Below are 26,711 nucleotides of genomic sequence, written 5' to 3' on the forward strand. Positions count from 1 at the left end.
TCATATAAATTACAAGTGTTAAGATCTTTCACTACTATTTTTAGGTACGTTATAAATTTACTAAACTTGAGACTGAAGCCTTTTCTCCAAAACTTCTAATCCATGCCATAAGTTCGGGTTCACTACATGTGGTAATCGTTAATGCAATATCACCATTGTCTAATTCCTCTATTTTTTGTTGTTCAGCCCATACCCGTTCTTTTATATAGTTTGAAACATCTTTTCTAAACTGTATGGTAAAAGTACGAGGTTCATGCCACGGTAAACCAAAAGTATTTGGGTTAGGATCTGGAATAGCTATACAAATTTGTTGTTTAATTAAGTCTAATTTTTTGATACGGTGGATGGCTAAACACATAGTATTGATTATGTCTTTACCGACATTGTTTGTGCTGGCACCATAGACATATAAAGCGTTATTCATCGCAATAAGTTTTTTGGGTATAAAATAATGATTCTTACCATTTGGATTTCTATCGGATAAATAGTGAAGATGGCAAAAATATTGAGAGTTAATGCAAGTTAATAAAGTCTCAACAATCGAATCATGTGTTGAATAATCAATCTTTCCTTTGCTGAAAAAAGCGATAGGTTTATTTGTATAAGGAAGTTTTTCAGAATCAAGTTCTAACAACAGTGTTGATAATTTCAAAATAGTTTGATCTAAACGTTTAGAAATATCCTCAGGAATAAAACCTTTAGAAATTTCCTGACATAAACTTAGATAGTGTAGCTCCTGATAATCAAGTCCTAACATATTGTGGTGTTTAGCCTGCAAGCGATACCATCGCCGTCCTCTATCAAGACCTGTTTGAAAACAGCTAGGACTTGATTGCTCTATTTCATTAGCTAATCGCATAATTGTTTGTGCAGAACAATTTAGTAATTTACTTAATTCAGACTGATAATGACACTTATCTTCTGAAAATAATATTTGGTACATACGTAATAACTTTTGCCCTGAGCTACTATCTTGATCATGTTTTATTGCCATATTAAAAGTCCATTCAAAAATTTATAACTATTTCAATAGTACATAACGAATGACAAACACTATATCAATGTCACTTTCCATAATATGGAAACTTAAGCGTTTTTATGTAAAAAACTTATACTAATATTGTCACTAAAACGATTATCGTCGTCATATCGTTTTTACCGATCAAAATCGATAAAACGATCGAAAAAAACGATCAAAAAAATCTATTTAATATAATTTAATTAAAAATAATAACTTTCCGATAACATTAAATTTCATCAAACTGTTAATTAAATAATGAAAAAGATTGATAAATAAATTTAAAACATAGTTAGATATTTTAAGAAATGTTCAGTTGAAAGTTAGTGAACTAATATCACAACATCTTTTACTGCGGTGCCTGATAAAATATCTATAATTAATACTCTGTTTATTAAGAACATATTGAATATAGGAGTAATTCTGAAACTCAAAAAACATATAATTAAAAATAATTATTGTTTTTCAAATTGAATTATTAATTCAGTCCCTAGGAATAAAATTTTCAATAAGGACAAAGTTATAGTGTAAGCCTAGCGACTTTTGACAAAGTGTAAGAATTCTGATTTCACCCTTTTATTAACGGAGTTTGTTTTAGAATATCATTTTCAATTAATAACCATTTGTTCTCTATGTGTAGGGCTAGCTTTTATTATCTTCAGCTCATCGATTATCTCTGGGTTTGAATGGATCTGCTATGATGTGTTACCTAAAACTGATAGTATTGAATCAGATAGTAAAACTGATTCAGTTGAAATTTTACCTTACAGATAAAACATTACCATTTGTTTCTTTAAAGCATCATGATCGGTTCGTCTTTCTTCACGTTTTATTCTTATCGTATTTTCTTTTGTTTAATCTTAGCAATAGCTAATTGCGTGTATGAATTCTGGTGATCCGGTAAGGAGATGGTTATATGATGTTCAATTTTTGAATTACTAAATATATTGGTAATTTTAGTGAGTTATCGATTATCAATATTCCTATGTTGATAGGATTAATGCATTATTACATTAATTCACCAACAATGTCGCTAACTGTATTTTATTCATTGTTATTCTTTAATGGCGATAGTATATAAATTAACTTAATAGCAGTTATTTGGTTAATGGGCGAGTCTTTTATATGTGGAAATAACGATTATCTAATAGTCGCAGAGCTTTTATAAGGTGTATTCTTTTAATCCTTGATCAAGATTGGATTAAAAGTTTTTTCAATCGTAGCATAAAACCTATTGTTGCTAGCTTCTTGTTTAATTGGTTCTCGCACTTCATGTTATAGTTCTTTGCAAAGATTAGTATACTTTAAAGGATTTAAAATAGAGTTAAAGTTGATTGATTTGGTGCCAGTGGTCGGACTCGAACCGACACGCTTTTAAGGGCGGCGGATTTTGAATCCGCTGCGTCTACCAATTTCGCCACACTGGCATTAGAAGTGTAAAAAAGTAAACGTTGGCAATTATACTAAGCTTTGCAATATCTGCAACAGATATTATTCTAAATGCGGTTAGTTGCCTAAAAATTCTACTACCATCTACGTTTCCAGGCTGGTAATTTTTTTAAAATTGTATAAGCGGTCTCTTTGGCAACACCATAATCAATATTATGATTATTAGCATACTTAAGAGTTACCTCGTGCCATTTTTCGTCAAATGATTTCATTGTTCCATCGCTATGAGCACAATGTTTACAGTAGTTTTTTGACATATCATGCAGAGGATAATCAGCAATAGCCGTCATGGGCATACCACATGCAATACACATTTTCATATTTTCTATCCCCATTAATTAGCTAAGGTAATTAATACAAAACCATAATAATATATTTAAAAATGCTACTCCGAGTTGAGAAAGATTACAAGTTATAGGAAATGGATGTTTAAATATCAAAAATTAAAATCGATTTGTGAAAAAGTAATTTGATTATTTTGTTGTCGTTGCTGCTGCAAGAATTGATAATAACGTCTTATGGCCCTTTGTCTACATAATCGCAAAACTTCTTGTTTTTGATAATTAGAATAATTTAGCCAATTAAATCTTTCGTCTCGAGAACGATAGCATTTTATACAATACCCTTGCCTATCCATTTGACATACTCTTTGGCAAGGGCTTGGTATGTCAAAAAATTCAATTTGGTCCAATAACTACATCATCCTTTGTAGATCCAATCAAAGATTAATTATCTTCTAGGCCTAATCCTTTACTTAAGACTTTAAAACAATCATCACAGTCATGCATTGCAGCATCCAGCAGTATTTGAGTTGGTGCATGGATTAATTTATTGGTTAATTTATGTGAAAATTCAAAAATAACATCATCAATATTGGCTCCTTGTTTAATCGCATTTAATGCTTTTAATTCTAATTGACGTTTGATAGTTTGAGCATTATTACGGTACTGTTTAACATACTCTACTGCATGGCGTGTTTTTAACCAATCAATATATTGCTCTGCTTGTTCTTGAATTATGTACTTGGCTTCATTGGCTGCTATTACTCGTTGCTCAAGATTATTTTGTACCGTTTGTTGTAGATCATCGACAGTAAATAGATGCACATCTTCCAATTGGCTAATTTCTGACTCAACATCTCGAGGTACAGCTAAATCAATAAATAACATCTTTTTATTATTTCGATCATGCATAGTGCGCTCTACCATCCCCTTGCCAATGATAGGCAATGGGCTAGCAGTTGAGCTAATAACAATATCAACATCTTTCAGCCGATTAGCTATATCAGGTAATGAAATGATTTCAGCCTCAATAAATGAAGCTAATTTTAATGCTTTGTCTCGAGTTCGATTGGCAACAATGATATGTTTAAAACCATGAGGTTTGAGATAACGTGAAATTAGTTCAATTGTTTCACCAGCTCCGACTAACATGACACTTAATGCAGACGTATCAGTAAAAACATCACGAGCCACTAGGCAGGCAGCATAAGCAACCGATGCAGTATTGGCGCCAATATTCGTTTCAGTACGCACAATTTTAGCTACATGAAAAATGGATTGAAAAAGTTTTTCCAATTCCGCTGATAAACAATTGTTTTGCTGTGAAAAACTATATGCTTGTTTAACTTGACCTAAAATTTGCGGTTCACCAATAATTAATGAATCAATGCCGCAAGCTACCGACATAAGATGTTCAACTGCTTGCCGACCATCATAACAGTAAAATGATGATTTAAATAAAGCCAAATCAATACCATGATATTGTGCTAACCAATTTTCAACCGATTGTCTTACCCGCAGAAAATCACTTTCATGATCATAACTTAAGTAAATTTCGGTTCGATTACAGGTTGATAGGATGACACAGCCAGCAATTAAAGGATGTTGATATAAACTATATAATGCTTTATCAATAACCTCATTAGAAAAGGCCAGTTTTTCTCTTAAAGAAACGGGTGCTGTTTTATGATTGACACCTAATACAGTAATAGACATTGCATTGATTCTTTTGTAATAGTTTGTAAAGTTTTTATTAAGAACTCATTATACCTAAAAAAAATAATAAAGGTTAATTTCAGTTACTTTTTCTTATTCAGCCAATTATCAGCTATAATACGCCTTACTTTTGACCATACACAACTAAAGAGTTAATTTATGTCTAAAATCAAATATGTGTTCATATTCATTCTGCCGTTTATACTTAGTGCGTGCCAAACAACAAAATATCAAACTAATGTATCTGTAGAACAGCAATGGCAAAACCATAAACAAGTTCTTGCACAAATTAATTCATTTCAAGTTAATGGTAGTATTGCTCATATAGGAACGAAAACTAAAAGTTATGGCCGTTTTCTTATTACACAGCAATCTGAAAATTATTATGACGTTAAATTAACTACGCCAATTGGCACAAATATTTTAACCTTAAAAGCTGAACCTAATTACGCCGAATTAATTGATAACAACGACGTTCGCTACCATGATGTTAATGTGGAACTATTAATGAAGAAAATATCCAATATTAATATCCCACTCAATTCGTTACATAATTGGTTGAAAGGTTTTTCTGATGATAGCCAAGCTGATAAAATTGACAGCTCAGGCAGATTATCTTCCACCTCATTTATGCAAAATAACAATAAATGGTCATTAAAGATTAGCAGCTACGCTACTTATACCTATAAAAATAAAAAAATTGATTTACCTGCTATTATTGAACTTTCTCATGATGATGAATTAATTCGTTTAAAAATTAGTAATTGGATATTAAGATAACAGATAATGATTATGACTCAATGGTTATCACCAGCTAAATTAAATCTTTTTTTATATATAACTGGACGACGTCCAGATAATTATCATGATTTACAAACTTTGTTTCAATTTATTGATATTTGCGACAAATTGACTATTACGACTCGTGATGATGGGCAAATTAATCTATTAACGCAATTTGATAATATCCCAGCAGATAAAAATCTAATTATTATAGCCGCTAAGCGTTTAAAATCTTATGTAAACACTAATAAGCTTGGTGCAGATATTGCCATAGATAAAATGATCCCCATGGGCGGTGGACTTGGTGGCGCTTCGTCAAATGCCGCGACAGTGTTGGTTGCGTTAAATCAATTATGGGGTTTAAATCTGTCGCAAACTACCTTGATGGAAATAGGTAGCACAATCGGTGCCGATGTACCTATTTTTATTTATGGTCATGCTGCTTTTGCAGAAGGTATTGGTGATCAGTTGCAACAAGTTGATATACCTCAATATTGGTATTTAGTCAGCTACCCTAATATAGAAATTTCAACGGTTACGGTATTTAATGCTCCAAATTTACCACGAAATACACCTAAGCGTAGTATTGAACAACTAATGTCCATTTCTGTTGATGATTTTAGTAATGATTGTGAAACCGTAGTGCGTCAGCGTTACCCTGAAATTGATGACCTTATTCAAAAGTTATCGCGATATGCGCCAACCAGATTAACTGGCACCGGCGCTTGTGTATTTACACGTTGTGAGTCAAAGCAACATGCGTTATCAATACAGAGTGAACTTAAATCCAGCTCCGTAAAAAGCTTTATTGCTAAATCATTAAACTTATCAACACTATACGCGAATTAAATAATTTTCTTAAAGCAATAATCATTGGCCATATAAATAATTTAAATTTATATGGCCAATTACTAGCTATAAAAACTTAAACTTATTTTACTGCATCATTAGGTATTACAAAAAGTCGATGATCATAATATTCCACACAATAAAGCCCTTGGAAACTCTTATAACCTTGTTTTGCTAAGTTTGATTTTAACCATTTTTCATCTTTACCAATTTGTTTTAAAACATCATCTACTGGTTGTTCATTTTCTAATACAATAACCGATATATCTTTGTCACCTTTTTTTACAATAGATAATTGCCCATTCGGTTCCAAAATTGCTTTTTCAACATCATGAATAGTAAAAACATTTTTCATTCTAAGCAATACAGCAAAACTAGCTAGATCTAAATTAATTGAGGTGAAAGCGTCCAATTTTAATTTACCCTGATCCATGAATATAATTGGATTACCGACAATAAAATCATATATGGTTAATTTGGGGTTATAGATAATCCCGCCAGCAATGCCACCTAAAATCATATTTCCAATAAAATCAATGCTCGACATTTGTGACAATGAAGTTTTGCCGGTTATTTTTAAAAATAACACAATACAGATAAATACCACCAACAACTTTAAAGCAATAATAAGGAAATCAAGATAACTAAGCATAGTACTCTCCAAAATAATAAATGCCTAAGGCAATAGAAGCAATTAGTACTAAAATTGGTCATAAAAACAGATTTAAATATTAAGTATTTACAAAAAATATTAACAACAATGAACGAAGGAATGACTATTAAATAATAAAAATCTTGAGTGATAACAAGTGATGTATCAATATTAGATTGATAATGGTCATTTTAGCAATTTATTTTTATTAAACAGCTAAAAAATTTACGAAGAAAGTGAATAAAAATAGTTGTCAATTTTTCGGTTGCGCAACGAATAGCATTTTTAATAAGCTTAGTTCATAAATTACCGAAATTTAGACAAGATAGAATAAAATGCTAATAACTAACCCTAATCAAAAAGAGACTTATTACCGAGCTTTACTTGAAAGAGATCATAGCTATATTGGGATCTTTTATGTCGGAGTCAAAACCACTTCGGTATTTTGTATTGCAACTTGCCGAGCAAGAAAACCAAAATTTGCTAATGTCGAATTTTTCGATTCATTCAAATCAGCGCTTGATGCCGGTTATCGACCTTGCAAAATATGCAAACCAACCGAAAATGCTAATCAAGCACCAGATGAAATAATTAAAGCCCTAGCATTAATTAATAATAATCCGAAACAAAAGATCACTGATTATCAGCTCAGACAAAATAAACTAAGTCCTGAAACTCTTCGCCGTTGGTTTAAAAAACATTACGGAATTACTTTTCATGCTTATCAACGAATGTATCGAATTAACAGTGCTTTTCAAGAATTAAAATCAGGAAAAAATGTTATTAATACTGCCTTTGATACTGGTTACAATTCCTTAAGTGGTTTTGGTTATACTTATAAAAAAATCATGAAAAAGTCACCTTCAGCAAACCAACAGCAAGACGTTATTTTAATCGATAGATTAACCTCCCCTTTAGGTCCTATGTTTATTTGTGCAACAAATCAAGGAATTTGTTTATTAGAGTTTGTAGATAGAAGAATGTTAGAAACAGAATTTGAACAACTACAAAGCCTACTTAAAATGAAGATTATTTTTGGCGAAAATGAACATATCAAACAAGCTAAGGTTGAAATTGCCGAATATTTTTCAGGAACAAGAACAAACTTTACCGTTGCCTTACATACACCTGGCACCCTATTTCAACAAACCGTTTGGGATTGCTTAAAACACATTCCCTATGGAGAATTGACCACTTATAAACAGCAAGCACAAAGAATTAATAATCCACAAGCAATTCGAGCTGTCGCCAATGCCAATGGTTATAATAGAGTGGCGATTATTGTCCCTTGTCATCGAGTAATAGGATCGAATGGAGAACTAGTTGGTTATGGCGGTGGATTAGAAAGAAAAAAATGGTTAATTGAACATGAAAATAAAAATCGTAACCATCGATAATTATTGAAAATAATAATTATCAGTCAATCAATAATATTACAAAAGCTATAGAAAAAAATTGCTGTGATACCTTATGTCATGTCTCACCTAACCTAAATTAATTGCTCAATATAACGTCATCTCTTTTTGAGATGATGACTTAAAATACTGAAAAACTCAGCTCAATAGAATTTTATAGCTAATTTAATGTCTATAACCAATTCCATGTACCGTTTTTATTAAAGTGGGTATAGATGGGTTAATTTCTATTTGTTTTCTTAATTTTGAAATATGTTGATCAAGAGTTCGACTATTAGGTAGAAAATCATATCCCCACACATAATCAAAAAGCATATCTCGAGTAACAACTTGATTTTTATATTGATATAAACATTCTAAAATCTTAATTTCTCGTAAAGTTAATTCAATTATCTGATCATTTCTTTTAGCGTACAATTCGGTAGGATATACATTTAAATCGCCAAATTGAAAATAATCTTCTTTAGAAAGAGTTAGATGTTTAGATTTTAAATAACGTTTAGCAATAGCCTTAATTCTTGCTCTAAGCTCATGAATACCAAAAGGTTTATTCATATAATCATCAGCACCTAGTTCTAAACCAATAACCCGATCGATTTCTTCATCTTTAGCGGATAAAAATAAAATTGGCACATCTTCATTTAATTTACGGATTGCACGGCAAACAGAATAGCCATCAAGCTCGGGCATCATAATATCTAAAATAATAAAATCGGGTTGATATTGATTGAATAGTTCCAGCGCAACTTTACCATTAACAGCTTTAATAATAATGTAACCCTCTTTTTCTAACAAATCTGACATGCCATTAAGAATGTGCTTATCGTCTTCAGCAATTAAAATTTTCATTCTACTACTCCATTAATATCAGTGAAAATGCCATTCCCGGATTATGATTCAAAACTTTAATCTCTCCGTGGATCTGACTAGCTAACTGCTTGGCAATCGTCAAACCGATTCCTGTACCCGAAACGCCTTCAGTTATCGATGAATTGACTCGATAAAATGGTTCAAAAATCTGTTTTAATAGATGGCTGGCAATACCATCTCCATAATCACGAACAGTAATTGTGACCAGTTTTCCTTTTCTGGTCAAAGATAAATCAATTCGTTTACCATTAAAAGCATATTTTTCGGCATTGCTCAAAAAGTTATTGAGAATTTGCATGACACTATCTTCATCAGTATCAACTATACAATCATTTTCAAGAGTAGTGATGTTCAGTTGTAATGATTTAGCCTCTAAAATAGGTTTAAAAGTTTGATATATCTGTTTAATTAGTATGGTTAAATTTACTTGTTTTATATTTAAACGACTTGGCTTATTAAAAGTTAAAACATTTTGCACCAATCGCGTAAGTCGTTTACTTTCTGCACTAATTATATGCAGATAATCAGGAACAGGCGCTGGCTCATCTTCTAAATATTCAGATAACATTTCTGAATAAAGAGAGATATTGGTTAAAGGCGTTTTAAATTCATGCGAAACCTGCCCAACAAAACTTACTTGTTGTTTTGCTAAACGTAGTGTTCGGGTATATTCTCGATAACCGTAACCAATAAACCCAAGCAAAACGATAAAAAATAATCCAATAACGCCTGAACCTAATAAATATAAATTAACTAAGTTTGGTGAAGAATAATAATAGGTTAAATGCCAATTTTGTAGGGGATAATTAAGCCTTAGAGAAATTTCATTATCGAATTTTTCACCATTACTATATATCTGTTTATCGCCATCGGATAATTTAAAATTATCATCAGAATCATATGTATCTAATAAACTGATAACATCAAATGAAAACTTTATATTGGAAAATTCAAAACCAATAATATTATCCGATTGAATTGTCCAATAAATTAAGTGGTTATATATTTGATACCAACCAGAGCTTGGTTGAGATTGTTCTGAATAATCTTGTTGATTGATCAAAACAGAATTATCTAATGCAATTGATTCAACCAGATTGTGCCATTGAGAATCATCAGAATCACTTAAAAATAAAATCCTATTTTTGTTGATGATAAAAATATTCTTAAAATCCGTTTCCGTTTCTAATAAATCCTCAGCTTTACCATAGTCATTATCAATTTGTAATGCCAAACTATTAAGATAAGATAGACGTTGATTCAACAACGATTCAATCGATAATTTGATATTATTCATATGACTTTTAGCGAGTAAGGTTTCATTATTTTCTCTTAATAAAACCTCATGTTCAACGCTTCGCCAACCTAAATAACTTATAAATGTCATTAATATCAATAAAGATAAAATCGTTGTTAATTTCTTCATAACTATTTTTTAATTACATTACTTTTTGACTCAAACTGTTGTTGAGTTATTATTTTACGAGAAACATTTCTATTCTGATTTTTAACGGCATCAGCCATAATATTATTTTTCTCAATTTGGCCATCTAATCTCGCTTTTGACGAAGGTGATACGATTATGTCTGAAAATGATGCAAGTCTACTGCTATTTTCTATAAGCATCATTTCTGCTTGCTCTTGCATACCTTGATCATAGAGCTCTAATGCTTTTTCATTCGCAATTGTCACTTTTTGAATTTCTGACTCTGCTAAGACATCTTGGATTATTGAATCCTCGACCAATTTTTGATTATTGGTATACGCAATGTTAACCGATTGCGTTTGATGTTCAATCTTATTTACCAATAAATTATCATACTTCAAATCAACTTGAGCTAAAGTTTTATTTTGACCCACTTTACCTTCATCAGGTATCACTTCTAACAATACATACTTTTCTTGGTTGGAAAACAATTGATTCATTTTAACCGTGACTTGATTCTCTTTGATCACGCCATCTCGACCAAGTAAACGCACAGGTTTAACACCATCTTTCAATTGAATAGTAATCACAACGTCTTGAGCAATAGTTGACATTACATCAGTAAATTCGTGAACAAACACATTTTCGAGATCGGCAGAATTATTTACAAACACATGATTTCCATCACTATAACTTGCGATCGATGACATTAATAATTCATTATAATCAGAACCTATCCCCATAGTGGTAATAGCAATATTCTTTTTCGCGGCAATAATAGCCAATTCAGATAGCTCATTTACTGAGCTTGGACCAACATTAGCCTGACCATCAGATAGCAAAATAATACGATTAACTTTATCTTTTGTCAGTTGATTTTCAACTTGCTTAATACCTTTACTTAAGCCAGCAAATAAAGCTGTTCCTCCACCGGCAAAAACATTTTTATTAATTAATTGTATAATTTTTTGTTTATTTTTTACTTTGGTTGCAGGCACAATCACTTTTGCTTCATTATCATAAGCAACAATAGATAGCGTATCTTCTTCGTTCAATAAATTAACCGCAAAAATAGCTGCTTCTCTCGCTTTTTCGATGCGCTCCCCACCCATTGAACCTGATTTATCAATAACAATCGCTAAATTAATAGGAACGCGTTTATTGGTATCAATTTTTTGGCCTGATAATGAGACTTTTAAGTAATTTTTTTCTGGATGGCCTTCCATTATAACTGGTGAAGACAATTCTGAACGAACTTGAATTTGTTTAACCCCACTGTTTTGTTCTGCATAGCTTAATAAGCTACAAATAGAAAGCCCCAACATGGCAAATATTTTAATAAATTTCATAGTGTTTACCTTCCTGTATAAAGTTTATTCAATTATTCACCAATTGCCAAATAAACTGTCTAATTAATGTATTTAATTGTAAAAGTTTGTAAAAAGTAAAATCATAACCGAGATAAAATTATCGTTTAAAAATATTTCTATTCGTACTTAAACTAACCAATCTCTAGATTTTACGGTGTGTTAACTGTTTGTTTATTGCCAGTCAAAACCGCATAGGTATATAATAAAATATTATTTGCTCTTAAAGAGAATAGTTAGAGAACATTTAATATGACTCAATCAAAACTTGAACTTATCAGAAATAGTATTATTACTATACCTAATTATCCTAAACAAGGGATTTTATTTCGGGATATTACCAGTTTATTAGAAGACCCAATCGCCTTCAGAACATCAATCGATCTTTTAATTGAGCATTATAAAGATAAAAAAATCGATAAAGTTGTTGGCACCGAAGCGCGTGGTTTTATTTTTGCCGCCCCTCTTGCTTTAGCCTTAGGTGTTGGTTTTGTACCTGTTAGAAAACCGAATAAGTTACCGCGTCACGTTTTTAGAGAAGAATATCAACTCGAATATGGTACCGATACTTTAGAAATGCATTGTGATGCCATAAAACCTAATGAGCGAGTATTGATTATTGACGATTTACTAGCAACAGGAGGGACCGTTGCAGCAACCGCTAAATTAATTCAAAAAGCGGGAGGGATCGCTGAAGATGCCGCTTTTGTCATCAATTTACCTGATTTACAGGGTAAAACCAAATTAACCGCTATGGGAATCAACTGCTATACGTTAGTCGATTTTGCTGGTGAATAATCTTTATATTATCGGGCGATAATTCGCCCTACTTCTAATCTCATATTAGCGATGCTTATTTTAAATATAAACAATTAATTGTTGTTGCTCACCATTTATAAATTCCTCTCAATATTTCTGATCAACAAAATAGCATAAAAATGCATATTACAAACCTATAAGCTAATCAACAAGCTTGATTTTGTTTTTTTAATGAATTATTATTCAAAATTATTGCATAACTATCACAAGGAATTTATAAGATGAAAAAATTTAGTCATATCATTGCTAGAACACCGGCGAAATCATTAATTAATGGCTTAACGTCAGCTAATCTAGGCAAACCTGACTATCAAAAAGCGCTCGATCAACATAACAGCTACATTCGAGCATTACAACAATGCGATGTCGATATCACCATTCTACCAGCCTGTGAAGAATTTCCTGATTCAGTTTTTGTTGAAGATGTTGCCCTTTGTACACCTCATTGCGTAATCATTACTAGACCAGGAGCCGAATCTCGTCGAGCTGAAACAGAACTAATTACTGAGGCTGTTAGTCGTTTTTATCCAAATAAAGTTGAATATATTAAGGCACCAGGCACCGTAGAAGCGGGTGACATCATGATGGTTGAAAATCACTTTTACATTGGTCTTTCCGCTCGAACCAATCAAGAAGGTGCAAACCAAATGATTGCAATATTGGAAAAATATGGTTTAACTGGTTCGGTCGTCACTTTAGAAAAAGTATTACACTTAAAAACGGGACTTGCCTATTTGGAACACAATAACTTATTAGCTGCAGGTGAATTTATTACTAAGCCAGAATTTCAACATCTCAATATCATTGAAATCCCTGAACAAGAAAGTTATGCCGCTAACTGTATATGGGTCAATGAACGAGTGATAATGCCGGCTGGTTATCCTATTACTAAAGCCAAAATTGAAGCACTCGGTTATCAGGTCATTGAAGTTGATACTTCAGAATATCGCAAAATCGATGGTGGAGTAAGCTGTATGTCATTGCGATTTTAATTTAAAAAACCACAAAAATTAAACAAACTAAATAAGAAAACAATATGAATACACCAGTAAGAAAAAAGCTTGGCATACTTCCTCTCACATTACTGGTGGTGGGAAGTATTGTCGGTAGTGGTATTTTTAGCCTACCACAAAATATGGCTGAAGGTGCCGGTGCCGGTGCGATACTTATCGCATGGGCCGTAACATTATTCGGCATGTTTATGCTGACACGAATATTTCAATATCTTTCTATTCGGTTTTACAAAATTAATGAAGGTTTATATGGTTATGTTCGTGAAGGATTTGGGGATTATATCGGTTTTAATGCCGCGTGGGGTTATTGGATATCAGCTTGGATGTCTTGTACTAGCTATTTAGTTATCTTATTTAGTGCATTAGGCTCTTTTGATTGTTTTGCATTTTTTGGTAATGGTACGACAATTCCTGCCGTTATTGCCGGACTTATCCTTTTATGGATTATGCACTTTTTTGTCATTAACGGAATTTACCAAGCATTTTTACTTAATTGCCTAGTAACGCTAGCTAAAATTGTACCTATCGGTTTATTTATCGTTTGTGTTGTTTTAGCCTTTAAAATTTCAACTTTTAACACTGATTTTTGGGGGACACCACAATTAGGTTCAATCATTGATCAGGTAAAATATACTATGCTTTATACTGTATGGGTTTATTTGGGGATTGAAAGTGCTACTGTCTATGCTGCACGAGCGAAAAATATAATCAGTATAAGTCGAGCCACCTTTTTTGGTTTTGCCATTACTAGTCTTTTATTAGTTTGTGTTTCCGTTCTTTCATTAGGCATTGTGCCACAACATGAACTCGCACAAATGAAAAATCCGTCAATGGCACTAGTCATTGAACATGTCGTTGGTAGTTGGGGCGCCACATTTATTAATATTGGTTTGATAGTTTCAGTAAGTGGTGGATTATTATCATGGTTAATGTTAGCTGCAGAAATGTTATTTTTAGCCGGTCAAGGTAAACAACATACTGTTCCTAGATGCTTTGGTAAACTTAATAAAAACAGCACACCAGCTAATGCTTTATGGTTAACAACCAGCTTAATTAGCTTGTTAATTATACTTGCTCATTTTTATGAATCTGGTTATAACACGCTGATTCAATTATCAACATCTATGGTGCTTATCCCCTATCTACTTTCAGCACTGTTTATGTTTAAATTAGCAATACATCAACCTAGAAAATATCTCATTTTCATTGGTGCATTTGGCTCGCTATATGGACTTTGGTTAATCTATGCTGGCGGCGTATCATATTTACTACTATCGATGATTTTATATAGTGTTGGGCTACTATTCTATCTTTATGCCAGAAAGCAGAGACAACTATCAGCGTTTAGCTATTTACATGATAAAATCTATGCCATAGCTATAGTGGTACTTGCCATTATAGCCATTGTTTATTTTTATATCATTCCTCATTAATCAATAATTAAGGCGTTATTTACGAAATAGATAAAAGTCGGCCAACAGTTGTCTAAATTGTTGGGTATAACGCCCTTGTTCATCTCGCATACACAGTGATTGACGTTCAACACTAGCATGCTGATTAAATGAAAATGCCATCAGTACTAATGAATAGTCTTTATTTGCTGTATATTTAACTTGCAGTTCATGACACAAATATAACTGATTTAACACAGTTAATTGCTTAAATTGCTCAGTAAGATGATAAGGTAAAACTAAACCAAACAACCCTTGCGGATTTAATAATCGTTTTACTACATCAATAAGTTGCTGATAGTTAAGACTTTCTGTATAACGGGCTAATTGCCGTTCTGTACTACGACACTCTACAGCAGACTGAAAATAAGGAGGATTAGTGACAATTAAATCATAACATCTTCGCTCAGTAGTCCTAAATTGATTAACATCGATATTTAATGGCTTAATATTTTTAAAGCCTGCATTTAAGCTATTCTCTCGACATTGCAATATAGCTTGCATATCGATATCAATCGCATCAATTTGACATGCCTGATGTTCTAAACGTTGAGCCAACATTAAGGCAATTACGCCACATCCAGTACCGATATCTAAAACATGTTGTACATCACCTTTAATTGGTACCCATGCACCTAATAAACAACTATCAGTTGTCACCTTCATTGGACTTTTGTCGTGAGCAACAAAAAAACGTCTAAAGGTAAATCCACCTTGTTTTAATGGTAATTGATTATTTGCCATGCTTAAATTTTCTAAATAATGGTTTATTCGATGCAATTGCGTCAGCCCAGCGAGTTGGTTCAGGCAATCGATAACCTCGTAAACACTGTTTTACCCAATGTAATGCACTAGTTTGACTAATTTTGTGTCCTGCTGAAATAAATAACGGATTACAATTATTTTTACTCTGCAATACCCAACCAATTTGCTCATGTTTATCTAGTAAAGGGGTTACATTACCCGCTTGTTTTGCTTGCTCTTGATATTGCCCACATAATTTGCTTTTTGCGACACCTATAGTTGGCATATCTAACAATAAACCAAGATGACTAGCAATTCCTAAACGTCTTGGATGCGCTATCCCCTGACCATCAACTAATAGTAAATCTGGTTTATGTTTAAGCTGTTGCCATGCATTTAACAATGCTGGGTATTCTCGAAAAGATAGATATCCCGGAATATAGGGAAAACTTGTCGCTAATCGAGCAATATGATACTCAACCACATCAAAATCAGGGAAAGTCAATGTCACTATCGCAGCTCTAGTTACTGTTCCATCTTGCTCAAAACCAACATCTGTACCAGCAATTAATTTGATTGCTGGATTAAATTCATCAACCAGCCTCACCTGTTCGGCTAGTTGTTGTTGTGAATGTTTTAATTGTGCTAAATTGATAGACATTTCAATTCTGCTGAGTATTATGAGTTGCAATAAAACGATTTTACCAGAATTAGTATGTCTTATACATTAACAAATCCTAGCCAATTAACCGAAGAGATAAAAAAAAGCCGCTTTATTGTCAATGCGGCTCCAATTATTAATGCTCAACAGGCAGCCGAGTTTATCGACAGCGTCAGTGATCCAAATGCAACACATAATTGTTGGGCATGGAAAATTGGTCAACAATATCGCTTTAATGATGATGGTGAACCAACCAGTACCGCCGGCCGCCCTATTTTATCTGCCATCGAAGGTCAAGATTGTGATCAGGTGGTAGTGGTAGTTACCCGTTATTTTGGTGGTATCAAATTAGGTACAGGTGGACTCATTCGGGCTTACGGTGGTTCGGCTAGTCATTGTTTACAACAAGCAGAATTAATTGAACTTATCGCTAGAATTTCTTTGCAATTTCACTGCTATTACAATGAATGGCCAATTATCGAAAACCGTTTAAAAGAACTGGATGCGCTCATTGAACAACAAGATTTTGATGCTGAAGGCGTAACTGTCAGTATTGCTATCACACTAGATAATCTAGCTATACTCAAAAAAAATATTAGCGATATTACTCGCGGTAGAGTGATTATCAAGACTTAAAATATCTGTATAAACACACAGTTAAATATAACAAAAAAATTGGTAGAAATTGTAGACTGAGTATTTTAATTATAAAACAAATGGTTATAATTAGAGTGTTCCCTATACACATAGGGATAAACCGCTTGATTTTAGTGACCTATCAGATATTGCATCGTGTTCCCTACCAATATAAAGATAGATTTAAAATAGATAAATATGATAGGAAGCGCTGGAATTATTTTTGGTTTGTTTTCGCGTAAAATTCATCTATTTTTGACCAGCAAAACTCAATATTACTGGTCAAAAACTTGCTAAAAGAGAGTTAAATCTTCGCTTTGATTATTTAAACGTTACTAAATCTTTATAATGTTTATTTACAGCAGCTATTAACGACCTAACTTGTTCATCACCATCAATAAAAATATAAACATTATCTAATCGAGGATAATATTGCTTGAAAAATTTTCCACTTGGGGTTCTTGCTGGACAAAAATGGAAAACAAGTGCATCCTTGCTACACCCCATAGCCATAAAATCGTCCCAATAAAAAATACCTTCCATATCGATCGATTTTATGTAGATACCTTCTTGGAAATAAGCACAATAACATTCAACAGGCCATTCAAGATTTTTTTTATAAAGCTTCTTAACTGAACGTATTTCTAAATATATTTTTAAATAATGATCTACAAGATAGACTAAAATTCCTATGTCAATTAATGGAATTACAGTCAAATACTTTCCAACTTTGTTGGCAAAAGAAGGCGAGAATAAATTAACTATATAAGTTACTATAATGGCGAGGATAAGGGCAACAATCAAAGCAAAAAAAGTGATTATTGCCTTTTTAGGAAAATACATACGATGTATTATTCGGGAAATTTTTGCCAAAAGCTCTGCTCGTGATTCAAATCTAATTGTACGCTCAAACAAAAAATGCGCCTCTTTAGGATTGAAAGCATAATAAGGTTCTTTTACTCGTTGTTTCATTGATATTCCTAATACGATTTCTTTTAATGATAAACAGAATTATTATAGAACATCACGATTAGTTGTAAATTACCTCTTTCACTTTTCTATCGCATATAGAAATTCCCTTATAATTTTATGTAGTTAATTCTCCTATTAATATTTATTGTTAGCTAATATCTTTGTAAAACTTATTAAAATATTGAAGATAATTTTATTTATCTTTCAATTCATATACAGTACCGTCACCCCAAGTACCAATATAATAGCTACCATTATGATAAGCTAACGCTACTGCTCCAGATAAATTGCCAACTAAGGTCGATACTTTTTTAGTTTTTACATCAATTTGTCGAACCATTCCAGCACCATTATCAATAACGGCGGCAACATTTGGTGCAACTGTAACAATACCAACACCTGGGCGATTAAAATCCGAACCTAGCTCAGTTTTAGTGCCATTTGGGCTGATCATGGTTAAACGACCACTGTATTGTGAAACAACTAAACTGTTATCAGCTAATTGAGTTACACCAACTGGTGTGGTCAATCCACGAGCAATAATGCTTTTTTTCTTAGTTTTAAGATCAAGAGAAACTATCTCACCAGTTGAACGATTAGTAATGAGTAATTGACCTTGATTAGAAAAAGCGATACCAGTAGGAGTATGATAACCATCAGATATTTTTTCTGATTTACCATTACTATCAATTTTTACAATGTAATCATCGCCATATGATGAAACATAAACATTATCTTCTGCATCAATAACGATACCAGCTGGTGAAGATATACCTGAATAAAAAGTCTCTGTTTCACCATTTGATTTGACTCTCGTAACTGAGTTACCTGACCAATTGGTTACATACATTAATCCCTTACTATCAAACGCAATGCCTGTTGGTGCACTAAAGCTTGAAGAAATTTTAGTTAAATCAGCCATACAGAATGCTCCATAAAAACAACAAAATATAAATAGTGAAAATTGTAACAATCTTTTTTTCATGATGAGTCTCCTTAATAATTAATACCTACAATTTTATTTTCTATGATTACTTTTGATAAGTTGAATACCAACTAACGCTAAAACTAGATTAACAATTGTCAATAAGACACAAATAGCTATCACGCCATTCCAAGCCATATTTTGATAAACGATACCTAATAAATAGGTACCAATACTGCCTCCTGCCAAACAAGAAAGTAAATATAAAGATGAAATAGCTCCGCGTGAATTAATGGGTACATTTTTATTAAGTATGGCAATAACTAATGGTTGAATGCCAAATACAAATAAAAACAAACTAAAAATCCCTAATCCAATAACATATAACCTTGAGCTATAGCCAATAGTCACAACTGTTACACATACAACTAACAAATAAATGATTAAAAGATAGCGTTCATTTATAACCCGTAATAATTTACTCGTAATTATGGTGCCAATAATCGCACTAAGCCCAGCAAAATTAAGCCATCCCAAAACTGTTGCAGATAAAGAAAAAGGTGCACTTTTTAGATAAAAAGTGAGTAGTGAAGATAATCCTAAATAAACAAAGAAAAGTAGAAAACCAACAGATAGAAATATTATCACTGTTTTATCAAATAATATTTTAATTGCCGTCAAATATGTGCCAAGTACACTGGTGGTTGAAGATTGATAGCTTGATTGTTTTATCGCGAAAGGAACAAAAAGACATACGATCGTTATCAAACCGGCATATATGGCAAAGGCAACTTGCCAAGACCAAAAGTCAGTTAACATAGCAACCAAACTTCGACTAAAAATAATACCTATAATTGAAGCTGAAATCATAATACCCATTGCTTGCGGTAACTTATGATTAGGCGTATTTTTAGCTGTATAAGCAAACAATGCTGCCGGAACCGCTGCAGCAAAAAATCCGATCAATGACATAACCACCAAATATAAATTGAAACTATCTACAATCACAGATAACTCTAGGCAACAAACAGTTCCAATACTGCCAACCAAAACTAACAACTTGGTTGAAACTTTATCCGATAAAGGGCCATAAATAAAAAACGAGATAGCATAAAAAAAACACGATAAGCTGAATACATTTCTGGCGGCTAAAATATCGATATCATAAGTTTGAGAGATCTCTTGAAAGATAAGTTGACTTATATAAACCGATCCGACTAACAGCACGATTAATAATGCTGACAGCACTAAACGCGGTTTTGTCTGTATTGGCTCTTCTGTAGAGATGGATTCCATGAACAAAATACCAATTGCTAATTGATTAAACTTGAGAGAGGTTATCTAACAATACAGCAATATAGAAATACATATTTTGTTATACGAAATTCGTATCGCAGAAAAAATCATATAAACAAATGCAAAAAACAAAGTTCTCATTCATAATAATAATCTAATTTAGATAGATAAATGACATAAACGCTTACAACTCAGCGAAATAGTTTATTAGGGATAGTAAAATTTATGGACATCTATAGCAAAAGATTACCAACGATTAAACAATTACAATATTTTATTGCTGTTTGTGAAGAACTCAGTTTTACTGGTGCAGCTGAAAAACTGGGCATTAGTCAACCCCCTCTTTCAATGCAAATTAGAAATTTAGAAGACAAGTTACAAAGCACATTATTTTTGCGAAACTCACACAACGTTGTATTAACCAAAGAAGGGGAAATATTAAAATCAAAAGTAACACAATTATTAAATGATCTTTGCTCTATCACTAAAGCAGCTAAGATAAATATTCTTGAAAAGGTCACGGTAGGGACAACAAAAACCTTATCTTTTGATTATATTCCTTTCTTTAAATTATTTTTGTCAGAATTTAGAGATGAGACTAAAATATATAAGCATAACTATACTTCGAAAGAGCTACTTCTTGAACTACAAAAAGGCAATATTGATTTTGCAATTGTCTCCGATTACCCAACTAGAGATTTTAGCGAAAACTCATTACTCATTTATCAAGAACCAGTAACATTAGTATTACCGGCAAGTCATCCATGTTGTCAACAAAACAAAGTAAATCTTGATGATGTCACTGATTTACCATTATTTTGGTTTAAACAACAAGTAAATCCTTTTTTTTACGATCAATGTGAACAAGTATTCAATAAACTCGCCCATCCACTATCTCGTCGAGCCGAACTTGCAGATAATTTATCTATGCTGCTAGAGGTTGCATTAGGTAAAGCAATGATGCTTCTACCACAATCAATGGCACAAGCTAAAGTTGAAGGAGTTACCTATAAAAAATTGATCTCAAATCAAGATAAAAGATTAAAAATAAATATTTATCTGATTTGGCGTAAAGATTTAAAAATCACCGCAGTTAATCAGGCGATAATAAATTATTTTAAGCGAGGTTAATGTATAGAATGGCTTCATTAGGATTGCAAAAACCCCCTTTCCTCAAAATTTTCATTTTTTAATAAATTGGTATTTATCGTAATTTGCGTTGCAAACTTTCAATAAAGTTTTCTATAACAATATTGTTATTATATCCACGTTGCCAATTTCTTAAAAACATGATTTGTTTAGGATTTAGGTATATAGGCTTACCTTCAATTTCTACGCTTCGCTCATTTGAAAACAAATGCCCAGAAGTTAAATGTGAATCTAATTGTTGAGCAGTGATATTTCTATTTAAATTTTTATGCGTATGAACAAAAAACTGCTTAAACCAATTATCATAATCAACTAAGTCATATTCACCAGTTAATTCATACCCCCAAGCAGTTTTGCGAATATTTTCAAAATGAAAATGTAAATTCCGTTTTGGAAAGGCACAATAAACAAAATGATATTGTTGGAATTTTCCAATCGTATGTGCTGATATTTTAAAATTATGTTGCAATATTTGGGTAATAATAAAAGCCGATTGATTATAGATTCGTAAAAAAGAACCTTCATCAATTAGGCTTAAAAAACCTTGTCTTTGACTAATTTCTAATTTGTCATTAATTTTAATGTTCATTTTTTATTCTGTTTTTTTCGGCGTGATAACGCTAATCGCGTCATCACGCCGGTGACTTGGTGACTTTCTTTTTCATACTTTAGCCTTAATGATTTATTCAATACCATTTATCATTATATAATTAACGTTATAACTATCAAAAGAAGTGACTAATTAAGTAAAATCACCATAATAAAAAGCATTGATTCCATCTTACTTTTGGCCTCTACTTGCAAACTAGAAAATTAGGTGCATGAACATCTTCAGCATCTACTCCAACTAATCCTGACGAGATACTAACATCGACATGCTGTCCATAATCACTGCCATAATAACGATCTTTAGTCCAATATCTATCTCTATCATCCTCCCAATTAGAGCCCGGATAAGATTGCTGAACGGTATACCCCCATTCAGGCAAAAGCCCCTCACCAATTGCTCGAGTATAACCATTGACGATATTAAAACCCCCATTAAGTTTGTATTCAGGTGCATTTGTTAATTCTTTATAAGAAAACAATCTATCCTCACTACATTTTTTGATTGCAGGCTCCCACCAATCAAAAAAACCTTTAACTGGATTTGCCCATACACTAGTAGGATTAAAGGTATAATCATGTTTTATAGTTAAATCTCTCTTTAATGTTGCACGGACAGTTACATTTCCACTGGGTTTACCATTTAAAGTGACATAACCGTTCTCATCGACTTCAACTTTTCCTCCTGGGTTATTTGGAATTGTAAAATGATAATCACTTGCAGCCCCTGTTAGTACTAACTGAAATTTGGCACCATCAAATCCTGTTGTAGGAAATTTTTTACCGCCGGATAAAGTTGGCTCAGTTTTAAATCCCCAATTAGGTACATAATCTGAATTATAACCGCCACCAGCTAGGGTTCTAACCGTATAATTAGGATCATTCCATCTTATAAATCTATTATTGCTATCAAAACTTAACCATTGATACTCTGGATTTTTTTCTATAGCATAAGGTTTTACATAGCATAACTTTGATATTGCTGAGATTTTGTATACTTTTTTTATTGTTACCAAATCACTTTGTCTTGGAATACCATATTGTGAAAAAGTCTGTATTTGATTACTGATCTCTAACATTAATGGCATTGAATAACCACTACCACAGCCAATTATCTGATTATCACTAGGCGTTATTTTATTACCATTAGCATCAAACCATTGCCAAATAGTTGTAGTTATTAAAAATGGTTGGAAAGGATCGATACCATCACCATCTATATCTTGATAATTAATTTGATTGTCTAATTCTTGATAATGAAATTTTTTTACGACAAATTGAGAAAATGTTAAATCACCATCAAACTCTTTAATTTCTTTTTCTTTTATATTACCAATTGTTTCACTATAAAATACGTTATTTACAGTAAAACCATACTTATCCGCGACTATTTGTTTATTAACTACCGTGGGACTATTTCCCTGTATAACATTGATAGTGAAACTACTTAAGCCATAAGTACAAGGTACTATAGTTGGATATAAGAAAATAATAAGTAACTTTGATTTTAAAAAATGCTGGAAAGAATAGGATAATAAGTTAGATGCCCGATGCCCGATGCCCGATGCCCGATGCCCGATGCCCGATGCCCGATGCCCGATGCCCGATGCCCGATGCCCGATGCCCGATGCCCGATGCCCGATGCCCGATGCCCGATGCCCGATGCCCGATGCCCGATGCCCGATTAAGTTTACATTTTAACATATTTTCAGTAATCCTTGCTGAAATTTACATTTAATTTACAATAAAAACAATAAGATAAGTATTAAATACTATATTTATTAAGTTAATAATCCATTAAACTAAAATCACAAAAAGTGTACATAGAATATTAATATAAAATTAATGATATGCAATAATTTTTTATGTAAACATTTGTTAAGAAAAAATTAAGCAATAATAAAAACATTACAGAAAAGCTTTTTTGAGTAACTTATTGTTACAATTTTGAAATTTTTCATATTTCGATCTATTTTAACAAATATTGCTTGCTAATAGTAAAGCCATTACAATGAGGAACAATTAACCATAACTCTTTTATTCCTATGATTACTTATGTTAATGCGACTTTAGATGATTTACCTTTTATCGTGGAGGTTTATAATTCGACTATTGCCAGTCGTCAGGTAACGGCCGATTTGCAGCCGGTGTCGGTTGAAAGCCGAATTGCATGGTTTGAACAGCATAATTCGCAAAAACGTCCACTTTGGTTAATCAAATATCAAAATCAACCTTGTGGTTGGGTCAGTTTGTCATCTTTTTATGGTCGTCCAGCTTATGATAAAACAGTTGAGATAAGCTTATATATTCATCAAGATTTTAGAGGCAAAAAAATTGGTCAAACTGCTGTACGAGAAATTGAGTCATTTGCCAAACAAGTGGGTATTGACGCTATATTGAGCTATGTTTTTGGCCATAATGTTCCAAGCATTAAGCTATTCGAAAAAATGCATTATCAACAATGGGCATTACTGCCCAACATTGCTGAACTTGATGGTATCAAACGTGATTTAGTTATTTTAGGTAAACGATTTGATTAAACTAATCATCTAATTTAATGTGATTTTTTCAACGGAAACCTTAGCATATGTCTATCTTAAAAAATGTTCAACCGCTCTATAATCAAGCGAAAATTACCAGTATTTTAATACTGATTAATATTGCTTGTTTTTTTATTTCTCGACTACTCGATGAGCGAGGATTCTCAACATTTAGTCAAAATAGATTCCTGATTGATTGGGGGGCTGATGTTGCTCAGTTAACTTTCTCAGGTCAATATTGGCGCTTATTTACTAATATTTTTATGCATGTTAGTTTAACCCATCTTGCTATGAATATGTTAGCATTGTGGAGTATTGGCATTATTCTAGAACGCTTGCTACCACCATTAGCCTTTATTGGCATTTATCTATTATCAGGATTATTTGGTAGTTTAGCCAGTGATGTTGCCACTATTAATCATAATGTCATTAGTTGTGGCGCATCAGGTGCAATTTTAGGAATTATTACGGCATTACTTGCGTATTGTTTAATTAATCGTACTGACTTACAAGAGATGCCAATCAAATCAATCGTAGTCAGTTTATTACTGACCTTTGGGTTAGGATTGCTACCTTCTATTGATAATATGGCACATATTGGTGGAGCTATCACTGGCCTTATTTTAGGCGGACTAATTAGTGTTTGTTTAGAAAAATTCCGCTATCAAAAACAGATCTGCACACTATTAATTATCACGATATTAATAATGTCATCTTTACTTTTATATTGGGGTTATCAGCATTATCAATTGATAAGTGGCTATCAATATTATTAAAAATAAGGCGCAAATCAGATATTGCGCCTTGTTTATGTTTCATTATCATTAATAGCTACTTAGCACGCGAGCCGGATCGATTTTACAAGCTCTTTGCGCTGGATAATAACTGGCAATCAAACTTAGCAGCATGGCCGTAATAAATACCATGATGACATCCAAAAGATGAATTTCTGATGGTAAAAAATCAACAAAATAGATATTACTGTTTAAAAACTTATGTCCCATCATTGATTCAACCGCTGCCATAATATTAGAAAGCTGCCATGCCAATATAGATCCAAGCAATACACCAATCACACTACCGATTAATCCTGAAAGTACACCATACCAAATAAAAATACGTTTTATTAAGCGATTAGTCGCCCCAAGTGTTTTAAGGATAGCAATATCACGTTGTTTATCTTTTACCGCAATAACCAACGTCGACACAATATTGAAGCAAGCCACACCAATAACCACAATCATCGCTAAATACATAATTTGTCTAATCATTTGAATATCACGATACATGAAGCCAAAGGTATGTTCCCAACTATTAAAACTAAGATCTTCTTCAAGATTTAATGTTGCATGACCAATAATAGCACTAGCTTGATAGACATTATCAACATTAATCATCAACCCCGTGACACTGTCACCAATAGCAAGTAACTGTTGTGAATCAGCTAATGGCAATAAAGCAACATTGTTACTTAACGTACCACTTAGATCTAAAATACCGTGTACTTGCAAACGAACACGCCGAGGGGGCTTAAGTTGCTCAGGATTGTTTGATACAGGAATAAGTAAGGTAACCCACTGCCCTTCATTAACCGCTAATGATTTAGCTAATCCTGCTCCTAAAATGATTTGCTGGCTGTCAGCCTTAAAATCTTGCCATCTATTATTAAGGACATAGTTGGGTAATGAACTGATTTTCTGTTCTAGTTCTGGATCAAATCCTTGTACTTCAACAGCACCAAGCTTACTACCATTTTCAATCAATCCGGTAAAACTAACATAAGGCGTCACCGATAAGATATTTTTGTTCTCTTGTAACTCGGTTTGAACATGCTGCCAATTATCTAAGTTGCCATATTGTGAATAAATTTGACCATGTGGTACTACTGATAACACCCGATCGTTGAGTTCTCGTTCAAAACCATTCATAGCGCTTAAACCAATAATCAATGCAGCAATACCAATAGCAATGCTCAAGGTTGAAATAATTGATATCAACGAAACCATGCCACTTTTACGGCGACCTTTACGAAATTTAATGGCTGTAATTAATGATAAATTCATATTTAATTAT

Annotated in this window: 27 protein-coding genes and 1 tRNA gene; 11 read left to right on the top strand and 17 right to left on the bottom strand. The window is 32.6% G+C overall.

Going from position 1 to position 26,711, the window contains the following annotated elements:
- Positions 1-49: 49 nt before the first annotated feature.
- The gene (locus RAM17_RS07500; RefSeq protein WP_110447811.1) at positions 50-994 is read right to left on the bottom strand and encodes a WYL domain-containing protein; all 945 of its coding nucleotides are present in this window, start codon (positions 992-994) and stop codon (positions 50-52) included.
- Positions 995-1,561: 567 nt separating this feature from the next.
- Between RAM17_RS07500 and RAM17_RS07505 the strand changes: the two genes are divergently transcribed.
- The gene (locus RAM17_RS07505) at positions 1,562-1,792 is read left to right on the top strand and encodes a hypothetical protein (protein WP_146208322.1); all 231 of its coding nucleotides are present in this window, start codon (positions 1,562-1,564) and stop codon (positions 1,790-1,792) included.
- Between the two features lie 566 nt (positions 1,793-2,358).
- Here RAM17_RS07505 and RAM17_RS07510 read toward each other — a convergent pair.
- The 4 genes from RAM17_RS07510 to hemA form a co-directional block, all read right to left on the bottom strand.
- Positions 2,359-2,445, bottom strand: a tRNA-Leu gene (locus tag RAM17_RS07510).
- A gap of 99 nt (positions 2,446-2,544) precedes the next feature.
- Positions 2,545-2,787: a zinc ribbon domain-containing protein gene (locus tag RAM17_RS07515; RefSeq protein WP_110447810.1), complete on the bottom strand. Its 243-nt coding sequence runs from the start codon at positions 2,785-2,787 to the stop codon at positions 2,545-2,547.
- A gap of 116 nt (positions 2,788-2,903) precedes the next feature.
- The gene (locus RAM17_RS12560; RefSeq protein ID WP_198199975.1) at positions 2,904-3,104 is read right to left on the bottom strand and encodes a DUF1289 domain-containing protein; all 201 of its coding nucleotides are present in this window, start codon (positions 3,102-3,104) and stop codon (positions 2,904-2,906) included.
- An 88-nt stretch (positions 3,105-3,192) separates the two neighbouring features.
- Positions 3,193-4,464 carry a glutamyl-tRNA reductase gene (hemA, locus tag RAM17_RS07520; RefSeq protein WP_110447808.1) on the bottom strand — a complete coding sequence of 424 codons (1,272 nt, stop codon included), beginning with the start codon at positions 4,462-4,464 and terminating at the stop codon, positions 3,193-3,195.
- A gap of 159 nt (positions 4,465-4,623) precedes the next feature.
- Between hemA and lolB the strand changes: the two genes are divergently transcribed.
- Positions 4,624-5,244, top strand: coding sequence for a lipoprotein insertase outer membrane protein LolB (gene lolB / locus RAM17_RS07525; protein WP_110447807.1), 621 nt, complete (start codon positions 4,624-4,626; stop codon positions 5,242-5,244).
- Between the two features lie 9 nt (positions 5,245-5,253).
- Positions 5,254-6,096: a 4-(cytidine 5'-diphospho)-2-C-methyl-D-erythritol kinase gene (ispE, locus tag RAM17_RS07530; RefSeq protein WP_372339527.1), complete on the top strand. Its 843-nt coding sequence runs from the start codon at positions 5,254-5,256 to the stop codon at positions 6,094-6,096.
- 82 nt (positions 6,097-6,178) lie between these two features.
- On the opposite strand, the gene RAM17_RS07535 is transcribed toward ispE, so the two are convergent.
- Positions 6,179-6,748, bottom strand: coding sequence for a DUF421 domain-containing protein (locus RAM17_RS07535; protein ID WP_110447805.1), 570 nt, complete (start codon positions 6,746-6,748; stop codon positions 6,179-6,181).
- Positions 6,749-7,083: 335 nt separating this feature from the next.
- Here RAM17_RS07535 and RAM17_RS07540 point away from each other — a divergent pair, with 335 nt between their 5' ends.
- Positions 7,084-8,145, top strand: coding sequence for a bifunctional transcriptional activator/DNA repair enzyme AdaA (locus RAM17_RS07540; protein WP_110447804.1), 1,062 nt, complete (start codon positions 7,084-7,086; stop codon positions 8,143-8,145).
- Between the two features lie 183 nt (positions 8,146-8,328).
- Here the strand turns inward: RAM17_RS07540 and RAM17_RS07545 are convergent, their stop codons facing one another.
- The 3 genes from RAM17_RS07545 to RAM17_RS07555 are packed head-to-tail and all read right to left on the bottom strand — an operon-like array spanning position 8,329 to position 11,808.
- The gene (locus RAM17_RS07545; RefSeq protein ID WP_110447803.1) at positions 8,329-9,012 is read right to left on the bottom strand and encodes a response regulator transcription factor; all 684 of its coding nucleotides are present in this window, start codon (positions 9,010-9,012) and stop codon (positions 8,329-8,331) included.
- Between the two features lie 4 nt (positions 9,013-9,016).
- Positions 9,017-10,459: a sensor histidine kinase gene (locus RAM17_RS07550; protein WP_146208321.1), complete on the bottom strand. Its 1,443-nt coding sequence runs from the start codon at positions 10,457-10,459 to the stop codon at positions 9,017-9,019.
- Positions 10,460-10,461: 2 nt separating this feature from the next.
- On the bottom strand, positions 10,462-11,808 hold the full coding sequence (locus RAM17_RS07555; protein WP_110447802.1) for a vWA domain-containing protein: 1,347 nt from the start codon (positions 11,806-11,808) through the stop codon (positions 10,462-10,464).
- Positions 11,809-12,078: 270 nt separating this feature from the next.
- Here RAM17_RS07555 and apt point away from each other — a divergent pair, with 270 nt between their 5' ends.
- The 3 genes from apt to RAM17_RS07570 all read left to right on the top strand — a co-directional run bounded on the left by apt (position 12,079) and on the right by RAM17_RS07570 (position 15,091).
- Positions 12,079-12,624, top strand: a complete 546-nt coding sequence (gene apt / locus RAM17_RS07560; RefSeq protein ID WP_110447801.1) for an adenine phosphoribosyltransferase — start codon at positions 12,079-12,081, stop codon at positions 12,622-12,624.
- Between the two features lie 242 nt (positions 12,625-12,866).
- Positions 12,867-13,637, top strand: a complete 771-nt coding sequence (gene ddaH / locus RAM17_RS07565) for a dimethylargininase (protein WP_110447800.1) — start codon at positions 12,867-12,869, stop codon at positions 13,635-13,637.
- A gap of 44 nt (positions 13,638-13,681) precedes the next feature.
- Positions 13,682-15,091 (top strand): basic amino acid/polyamine antiporter, encoded by a 1,410-nt coding sequence (locus RAM17_RS07570; RefSeq protein ID WP_110447799.1) that lies wholly within the window; start codon positions 13,682-13,684, stop codon positions 15,089-15,091.
- 15 nt (positions 15,092-15,106) lie between these two features.
- Here the strand turns inward: RAM17_RS07570 and RAM17_RS07575 are convergent, their stop codons facing one another.
- On the bottom strand, positions 15,107-15,853 hold the full coding sequence (locus RAM17_RS07575) for a tRNA1(Val) (adenine(37)-N6)-methyltransferase (RefSeq protein ID WP_110447798.1): 747 nt from the start codon (positions 15,851-15,853) through the stop codon (positions 15,107-15,109).
- The gene (gene nfi, locus RAM17_RS07580; protein ID WP_198221108.1) at positions 15,843-16,508 is read right to left on the bottom strand and encodes a deoxyribonuclease V; all 666 of its coding nucleotides are present in this window, start codon (positions 16,506-16,508) and stop codon (positions 15,843-15,845) included. Before nfi ends, RAM17_RS07575 begins: the two co-directional genes overlap by 11 nt.
- Before the next feature lie 60 nt (positions 16,509-16,568).
- Here nfi and RAM17_RS07585 point away from each other — a divergent pair, with 60 nt between their 5' ends.
- Positions 16,569-17,150: an IMPACT family protein gene (locus RAM17_RS07585; protein ID WP_110447796.1), complete on the top strand. Its 582-nt coding sequence runs from the start codon at positions 16,569-16,571 to the stop codon at positions 17,148-17,150.
- A 321-nt stretch (positions 17,151-17,471) separates the two neighbouring features.
- On the opposite strand, the gene RAM17_RS07590 is transcribed toward RAM17_RS07585, so the two are convergent.
- The 3 genes from RAM17_RS07590 to RAM17_RS07600 all read right to left on the bottom strand — a co-directional run bounded on the left by RAM17_RS07590 (position 17,472) and on the right by RAM17_RS07600 (position 20,343).
- Positions 17,472-18,122 carry a hypothetical protein gene (locus RAM17_RS07590; RefSeq protein WP_110447795.1) on the bottom strand — a complete coding sequence of 217 codons (651 nt, stop codon included), beginning with the start codon at positions 18,120-18,122 and terminating at the stop codon, positions 17,472-17,474.
- A 193-nt stretch (positions 18,123-18,315) separates the two neighbouring features.
- Entirely contained in the window at positions 18,316-19,107 is a 792-nt protein-coding gene (locus RAM17_RS07595) for a Vgb family protein (RefSeq protein WP_110447794.1), read from the bottom strand.
- A 33-nt stretch (positions 19,108-19,140) separates the two neighbouring features.
- Positions 19,141-20,343 (bottom strand): MFS transporter, encoded by a 1,203-nt coding sequence (locus RAM17_RS07600; RefSeq protein ID WP_110447793.1) that lies wholly within the window; start codon positions 20,341-20,343, stop codon positions 19,141-19,143.
- A gap of 225 nt (positions 20,344-20,568) precedes the next feature.
- Between RAM17_RS07600 and RAM17_RS07605 the strand changes: the two genes are divergently transcribed.
- A complete protein-coding gene (locus tag RAM17_RS07605) occupies positions 20,569-21,474 on the top strand; it encodes a LysR family transcriptional regulator (RefSeq protein WP_110447792.1) in 906 nt (301 codons plus the stop codon).
- A 73-nt stretch (positions 21,475-21,547) separates the two neighbouring features.
- Here RAM17_RS07605 and RAM17_RS07610 read toward each other — a convergent pair whose 3' ends face one another.
- Both RAM17_RS07610 and RAM17_RS07615 read right to left on the bottom strand, forming a co-directional pair.
- A complete protein-coding gene (locus tag RAM17_RS07610; protein ID WP_110447791.1) occupies positions 21,548-22,081 on the bottom strand; it encodes a hypothetical protein in 534 nt (177 codons plus the stop codon).
- 205 nt (positions 22,082-22,286) lie between these two features.
- On the bottom strand, positions 22,287-23,186 hold the full coding sequence (locus RAM17_RS07615) for a hypothetical protein (protein ID WP_110447790.1): 900 nt from the start codon (positions 23,184-23,186) through the stop codon (positions 22,287-22,289).
- A 957-nt stretch (positions 23,187-24,143) separates the two neighbouring features.
- Here RAM17_RS07615 and RAM17_RS07620 point away from each other — a divergent pair.
- Positions 24,144-24,638, top strand: a complete 495-nt coding sequence (locus tag RAM17_RS07620; RefSeq protein ID WP_110447788.1) for a GNAT family N-acetyltransferase — start codon at positions 24,144-24,146, stop codon at positions 24,636-24,638.
- Positions 24,639-24,685: 47 nt separating this feature from the next.
- The gene (locus RAM17_RS07625; RefSeq protein WP_110447787.1) at positions 24,686-25,414 is read left to right on the top strand and encodes a rhomboid family intramembrane serine protease; all 729 of its coding nucleotides are present in this window, start codon (positions 24,686-24,688) and stop codon (positions 25,412-25,414) included.
- Between the two features lie 48 nt (positions 25,415-25,462).
- Here RAM17_RS07625 and lolE read toward each other — a convergent pair whose 3' ends face one another.
- Positions 25,463-26,701 (bottom strand): lipoprotein-releasing ABC transporter permease subunit LolE, encoded by a 1,239-nt coding sequence (lolE, locus tag RAM17_RS07630; protein ID WP_110447786.1) that lies wholly within the window; start codon positions 26,699-26,701, stop codon positions 25,463-25,465.
- Positions 26,702-26,711: the final 10 nt, after the last annotated feature.

The sequence above is a fragment of the Gilliamella apis genome (assembly GCF_030758615.1).
Classification (GTDB): Bacteria; Pseudomonadota; Gammaproteobacteria; order Enterobacterales; family Orbaceae; genus Gilliamella; species Gilliamella apis_A.

Excerpts from the sequence above, each read along its gene's own strand:
- RAM17_RS07500 (WP_110447811.1), bottom strand. The coding sequence starts at position 994 with ATGGCAATAAAACATGATCAAGATAGTAGCTCAGGGCAAAAGTTATTA.
- RAM17_RS07515 (WP_110447810.1), bottom strand. The coding sequence starts at position 2,787 with ATGAAAATGTGTATTGCATGTGGTATGCCCATGACGGCTATTGCTGAT.
- RAM17_RS12560 (WP_198199975.1), bottom strand. The coding sequence starts at position 3,104 with ATGGATAGGCAAGGGTATTGTATAAAATGCTATCGTTCTCGAGACGAA.
- hemA (WP_110447808.1), bottom strand. The coding sequence starts at position 4,464 with ATGTCTATTACTGTATTAGGTGTCAATCATAAAACAGCACCCGTTTCT.
- lolB (WP_110447807.1), top strand. The coding sequence starts at position 4,624 with ATGTCTAAAATCAAATATGTGTTCATATTCATTCTGCCGTTTATACTT.
- RAM17_RS07535 (WP_110447805.1), bottom strand. The coding sequence starts at position 6,748 with ATGCTTAGTTATCTTGATTTCCTTATTATTGCTTTAAAGTTGTTGGTG.
- RAM17_RS07540 (WP_110447804.1), top strand. The coding sequence starts at position 7,084 with ATGCTAATAACTAACCCTAATCAAAAAGAGACTTATTACCGAGCTTTA.
- RAM17_RS07545 (WP_110447803.1), bottom strand. The coding sequence starts at position 9,012 with ATGAAAATTTTAATTGCTGAAGACGATAAGCACATTCTTAATGGCATG.
- RAM17_RS07550 (WP_146208321.1), bottom strand. The coding sequence starts at position 10,459 with ATGAAGAAATTAACAACGATTTTATCTTTATTGATATTAATGACATTT.
- RAM17_RS07555 (WP_110447802.1), bottom strand. The coding sequence starts at position 11,808 with ATGAAATTTATTAAAATATTTGCCATGTTGGGGCTTTCTATTTGTAGC.
- apt (WP_110447801.1), top strand. The coding sequence starts at position 12,079 with ATGACTCAATCAAAACTTGAACTTATCAGAAATAGTATTATTACTATA.
- ddaH (WP_110447800.1), top strand. The coding sequence starts at position 12,867 with ATGAAAAAATTTAGTCATATCATTGCTAGAACACCGGCGAAATCATTA.
- RAM17_RS07570 (WP_110447799.1), top strand. The coding sequence starts at position 13,682 with ATGAATACACCAGTAAGAAAAAAGCTTGGCATACTTCCTCTCACATTA.
- RAM17_RS07575 (WP_110447798.1), bottom strand. The coding sequence starts at position 15,853 with ATGGCAAATAATCAATTACCATTAAAACAAGGTGGATTTACCTTTAGA.
- RAM17_RS07585 (WP_110447796.1), top strand. The coding sequence starts at position 16,569 with ATGTCTTATACATTAACAAATCCTAGCCAATTAACCGAAGAGATAAAA.
- RAM17_RS07590 (WP_110447795.1), bottom strand. The coding sequence starts at position 18,122 with ATGAAACAACGAGTAAAAGAACCTTATTATGCTTTCAATCCTAAAGAG.
- RAM17_RS07595 (WP_110447794.1), bottom strand. The coding sequence starts at position 19,107 with ATGAAAAAAAGATTGTTACAATTTTCACTATTTATATTTTGTTGTTTT.
- RAM17_RS07600 (WP_110447793.1), bottom strand. The coding sequence starts at position 20,343 with ATGGAATCCATCTCTACAGAAGAGCCAATACAGACAAAACCGCGTTTA.
- RAM17_RS07605 (WP_110447792.1), top strand. The coding sequence starts at position 20,569 with ATGGACATCTATAGCAAAAGATTACCAACGATTAAACAATTACAATAT.
- RAM17_RS07610 (WP_110447791.1), bottom strand. The coding sequence starts at position 22,081 with ATGAACATTAAAATTAATGACAAATTAGAAATTAGTCAAAGACAAGGT.
- RAM17_RS07615 (WP_110447790.1), bottom strand. The coding sequence starts at position 23,186 with ATGCCATTAATGTTAGAGATCAGTAATCAAATACAGACTTTTTCACAA.
- RAM17_RS07620 (WP_110447788.1), top strand. The coding sequence starts at position 24,144 with ATGATTACTTATGTTAATGCGACTTTAGATGATTTACCTTTTATCGTG.
- RAM17_RS07625 (WP_110447787.1), top strand. The coding sequence starts at position 24,686 with ATGTCTATCTTAAAAAATGTTCAACCGCTCTATAATCAAGCGAAAATT.
- lolE (WP_110447786.1), bottom strand. The coding sequence starts at position 26,701 with ATGAATTTATCATTAATTACAGCCATTAAATTTCGTAAAGGTCGCCGT.